Source organism: Actinoplanes sp. NPDC048791, assembly GCF_040650095.1.
In the GTDB taxonomy this organism is placed as follows: Bacteria; Actinomycetota; Actinomycetes; order Mycobacteriales; family Micromonosporaceae; genus Actinoplanes.
Genome location: NZ_JBEZGQ010000671.1, coordinates 1 through 4753, shown reverse-complemented (window position 1 = coordinate 4753; position 4753 = coordinate 1). Strand labels below are relative to the sequence as shown.

Below are 4753 nucleotides of genomic sequence, written 5' to 3'. Positions count from 1 at the left end.
TGTCACCCTCGGGCGGCTCGGCCACCAGGTGCTGGCGTACGAGCGTCGCCACGTCGACGCCGTCGGCGGTGGCGCACCCCGACTCGCGGGCCACGTAGTCGATCTCGACGCCCGCCGCCCGCGCGGCCTCGACCAGGTCGCCGATCACCGCCCGGGGTGTGCTGAAGCGGGTGAAGTAGTCGTCGATGAGGAAACACGTGCTCACCCGGGGCGGTCGCTCGCCCAGCTCGTCGGCGCACGCCCCCCGCGCGGCGTCGGCCCACGGGCGGACCGCCTCGAACTGGGCCGTCAGGCGCGCCCGGCCCGCGGTGAAGTCGTCCATGTAGAGGTGGCCCAGCTCGATGGACAGGTGCGCGAGCGGGACCCGGCGCACCACCGGCGTGGCGCTCTGCTCGATGAAGACGCCGTCGTAGGCGGTCACAGCCCGATCCAGGCGGAGTCGTCCACGACCTTCTTGGCCAGCGTGTCGAAGGCGTCGACGGTGCGCTGGTTGGCCGTGCGGTGCAGCCACACGTCGTCGTCGGACAGCAGCTGCTCCTGCCACTGCAGCACCGGGTCCAGGGGGATCTCACCCAGGACCGTGGTGCGCCCGACCTTGTGCCGGCTGGCCAGCTCCTGCAGGCGCCCGTTGCAGACGTCGAGCCAGGCCAGCTGCTCGGGGCGCAGACCGGCCTGGTCGGGGGAGGCCAGGTCGACCACCGCCGTACGGACGAAGCGGATCGCGTCCTTGAGTGCCGCTGGGTTGTGGCCGTGCTGCTCGCCGGACTCCAGGATGCCCTGCTTGCCGTGCACCAGGCCGCTGGCCGCGATGATGTGCTGCCGGGTCCAGCGGTGGTACACCAGCCAGCGGGCCTCGACGTCGGGCAGCGCCGCGGTCGCGGCGAGCACGATCTCGGTGGCGTACGACCGTCCGGCGCTGAGGTCGACGATGACCAGGTCGAACTCCTCGTCCGCGCGGACCAGCAGCTCGATGCAGCGCTCCACGATGCCGGGGTGGGCCTGGAACTCGCCCTTGCCGCGGTCACCCGGGAACAACGTCAGCCGCCCGGCTCCGGCGGGCCGGCCGCGCAGCACGTCGCGTTCGGACTCGGACCAGATGTCGATCCGCCGGGGCGCGGCGACGCCGTCGACCAGATAGCTGTGCAGGCCCTCCTCCGGCACGCCGGCGAACGCGCCGGGCAGGTCGAAGATGGCGCCGGAGGTCGGGGAGCCGAAGTCGAAGTCCAGGTAACAGCAGTCGCCGCCCTGGAGGGCGTGCCGGTAGGCCACGTTGCTGCTGGTGACCGTACGCCCGGTCCCGCCCTTGTCGGAGGTGGCGAAGACGAGCATGGTCAGCTGCGTCCGATGGTGGCCCGGCGGGCCGCGGACAGGTGATCGAGGCGGCGCAGGACCTCCTGGGTCACCGCGACGGCCACCCCCGGACGCTCGCGGCGTACGGTCCGGGCCCGTTCCAGCTCCACGCCGATCTGCTTGAGCTCCTCACGCAGCGACTGTCCACTGTAGGTCGAGCCGTTCAGCCGCTCCCGGTCGTACAGGTGGTCGGCCTCGTTGAGCAGCTCGGCCGCCAGCTGGGCCAGCACCTCGCTGCGCAGCGGGGGCTCGTTGATCACCCGGGCCGCGGTGACCAGGCAGTCGACCACCCGCTTGGTGTAGTACCAGGAGGCCTCGGTCATCTTCACGTTGAGCTGGGGGTAGGCGCCGGCCGGCTGGTCCCACAGGCCGTGCTGCGAGCCCTCGGCGATGAGCCGTTCCTGCAGGTGCTTCCACAGCTCGCCGGAGAGGTCGAGCAGCCGGCTGCGGGACGTGCCGTCCGACAGCAGGCTCGCCAGGTTGAGCGTGCGCTTGAGCAGCAGCGGCGAGATGTCGGCGACCGTCCAGGCCAGCCGGGGCCCGCCGACGCTCTCGCTGCCCTCCAGCACGAAGCGCAGGCCGGGGTGGTGCACGTCCAGCGCGGACTCGCGTTCCGAGGAACGGCGGGTGATGCGGCTGCGGTTGGCCAGCTCGTCCAGCACGCCCGCGACCCGGGTGAGGTCGGCGTTGGTGGCGCGTACGGCGACCATGTTCTGCACGACCATGCCGCTGACCAGCAGGCTGAAATAGTCGAACTCCACGCCGTCGGTGGTCCGCCAGGGCAGGTCCTCCAGTGGCCACCGGCCGGATCCGAAGGTGGCGACCGTCGCCCAGTACGAGCGGGTCAGCTCGAAGCGCAGCTGCAACGCCTGGGCCAGCTTCAGCTGGGCCTCGTCCAGCAGGCCGAGCAGCCGGGTGCGTTCCGAGGACAGCGCCTGGATGGCGTCCAGGGCCACGGTGGTGAAGTAGAGATAGGGGGCGTTCTGGGCCACGCCGGCCCGCTGCACGCCGACGTCGGAGGTGGTCTCGATCTGCGGGGCGTCGCTGACCAGGCCCCAGCTCCAGCCGCACTCGAACAGCCGGTTGGGCAGGTCCAGCTCGCTGCCCTCGGCGGCACCGGAACCGATGGTGACGTCGTCGCGGAGCCGGGCGTTGATCTCCCGCAGGGCCTCGCGCAGCTCCTCGACCACCTGCAGGGTCGGGCGGCGCTCCTGGTTGACCGTGCGGATCAGCTCGCGGCCGTAGGGTTTGTCGGCCGGGAAGACATTGACGGAGAAGCTGCGCAGCAGGCCCACCATCGCCGCGGTGAGGCGCTGGCTGGCCCGCTCCTCCAGCTCGGTCACCTGCTCGATGAGCTGGGGCCGGCTGACGATCTGCCGGAAGACCTGGGTGAAGCCGAGGATCGCCAGCATCAGCGTCACGGAGATGGAGAACGAGTCCACCACGTCGAGCTCGCGCTGCTGGATCTTGATCTCCTCGCCCTCGAACTCGGGCAGGAAGTACGAGCCGCCGGAGAAGCTCGGCGTGCCGTCGGGTGCGGTGTAGCGCTTGATGTACGCGGTGAGGGCCTCCATCAACCGCTGCGGCACCTGGATGTCCTCACCGAGGGCGTCCAGCGCGTCGAGCACGTCGCGGTTGGCCGCGTCGGGATTGTCCAGCCGGAAGATCGGGATCTCCGTCGCGGGCGCCATCAGGCACAGCAGCTGCTCGGCGTCGCTGATGGAATTCGCACCGTCCCGGCCGCCGAAGCGCCAGCCACCGTCCGCATAGGAGACACGGGCGATCGCCCGCCAGATGTCGAGGAGCTGTTGACGTGGCTGGATCTGCATCGGTGCGCCGTCACCTACCCGTCCGTGGGTCTGGTTACGCCTTCTTGAAGCCGGTGGCCACCATCATTCCGCAGTAGCCGTCGCGCAGGCTCCTGCTTTCCACTGTCTGGATGGTGACATTGGGGGCCACCACCGGGGCCAGCGCCGCCCGGACGTCGTCCTCGTCGACCGAGCACGCCGGGAAACTGCGGTTGCCGACCCGGTAGCCGGAGGAGTTGCGCATGAACGCGGCCGCGAACGGCGCCCGCGGCTTCAGCGAATTGACGAACGAGCGGGTGGCGCGGACGAACTCGGACTCGCGGTTGGTGATCGACTCCGCGACGAAGAACATCGTGCCGAGGTCGTAGCTGCCGGCGGGGAGGCTGAAGATGTTGCCCTTGGTCACCTGCGCGCGCCGGCCGAGCAGATCGAACGGGTTCTTGATCGGCTGGTAGGCCGCGCGCCCGGCGTTCATGTGCGACCAGAACTGCCACCAGGACGGGTGCGGCGTGAGGATCTCGGCCTCGAGCCACTGCCGGTTGGAGAAGCCGCGCTCGCACAGCGTCAGCTCGGCGGCGAAGGGCAGCATCGCGAGCGCCGGATAGAGATTGGCGCCGGCGCCGACGTCGATGGCCTGGGCTCTCAACCGGCGCTGCTCGTTCTTCTGGAAGAAGCCGGCGACGATGTCGATGATCTGCTCGTCGTCGCTGCGCAGGGAGCTGTAGTTGTGCTCGAAGTAGGCGGCGGAGTCGAAGACGTCCCACGGGTAGTCGGCATTGACCGACGGCTCGGCATCGACCCGCGGCGGCGCGATGTCGATCGCCGAGTCGAAACGCGGATCCCGTATGGGCACGAGACTTCCTCCGGCGATGGTAGCGGTCGCGGTCGTGGAAGCTGCCCCGAGAAGGCGACCTACTCCACTCTAGTACCTCGGTACACCCCGAGTTCTGCGGTGCAACTTACGACATGGGCGCGTGCGTTAGCACGCGCCGCGCAGCACGGTTTCCTTACATCTTGGACTACCACCCCAACGGGCGTCGCCCACTCGGGCGAACTGCTCCCGAGATCGGGGCAGCGAACCAGAAAACGACGGTGTCGTCAATGGAGATCGTCGGGGGCCACCGCTTCTGTTAACAACCCTTGATATTTAAGTTCATCACCGTGAAGATATGGGGGACCGGGCAGGTCATCGATGGGTCAGGAGCGGCTATGAGCAGACGTCGTACCCTTATCGCGCTGGTAACCGGCGCGGCCGTGACCATGGCGACGGCCGTGGCCCTCGCGCCGAGCAGCATGGCGGCGGTGACCACCGCCCCGGTGCGCGCCGCCGCGGTCGTCTGTACCGCACCGGGGTGGGCCGAGGGCAACACCTACACCGCGGGCACCCAGGTGACCTACGCCGGCAAGCTCTATTCGGCCCTGGTGACGCACACCGCGTACGCCGGAGCGGGCTGGAACCCCGCCGCCACCCCGTCCCTCTGGCGCGACCTCGGCTCGTGCACCGGTGGCACCCCCACGACCCCGCCGCCCACCACCCCGCCCCCGACGACCCCGCCGCCCACCACTCCGCCGCCGACCACTCCGCCGCCCACGAC

General features: G+C 70.0%; 4 protein-coding genes and 1 pseudogene. 1 reads left to right on the top strand and 4 read right to left on the bottom strand.

All coding sequences use genetic code 11. The features are described 5' to 3' along the window. The 4 genes and pseudogenes from AB0C29_RS34170 to AB0C29_RS34155 all read right to left on the bottom strand — a co-directional run. Positions 1–421: pseudogene (locus tag AB0C29_RS34170) on the bottom strand (hypothetical protein); the annotation flags it as partial. Next, positions 418–1329 (bottom strand): SCO2523 family variant P-loop protein, encoded by a 912-nt coding sequence (locus AB0C29_RS34165; protein WP_360829131.1) that lies wholly within the window; start codon positions 1327–1329, stop codon positions 418–420. The gene AB0C29_RS34165 and the pseudogene AB0C29_RS34170, both read right to left, overlap by 4 nt. A gap of 2 nt (positions 1330–1331) precedes the next feature. Then, positions 1332–3179, bottom strand: a complete 1848-nt coding sequence (locus tag AB0C29_RS34160; protein ID WP_360829128.1) for an SCO2524 family protein — start codon at positions 3177–3179, stop codon at positions 1332–1334. Between the two features lie 34 nt (positions 3180–3213). Next, positions 3214–4011: an SCO2525 family SAM-dependent methyltransferase gene (locus tag AB0C29_RS34155; protein ID WP_360829125.1), complete on the bottom strand. Its 798-nt coding sequence runs from the start codon at positions 4009–4011 to the stop codon at positions 3214–3216. Positions 4012–4367: 356 nt separating this feature from the next. On the opposite strand from AB0C29_RS34155, the gene AB0C29_RS34150 reads away from it, so the two are divergent. Further along, positions 4368–4753, top strand: a 386-nt coding sequence (locus AB0C29_RS34150; protein ID WP_360829122.1) for a carbohydrate-binding protein, incomplete at its 3' end; no start/stop codon positions are given.

What these genes read in the sequence shown, in the direction of transcription:
- AB0C29_RS34160 (WP_360829128.1), bottom strand. Translation starts at nt 3,179, where the DNA reads ATGCAGATCCAGCCACGTCAACAGCTCCTCGACATCTGGCGGGCGATC.
- AB0C29_RS34165 (WP_360829131.1), bottom strand. Translation starts at nt 1,329, where the DNA reads ATGCTCGTCTTCGCCACCTCCGACAAGGGCGGGACCGGGCGTACGGTC.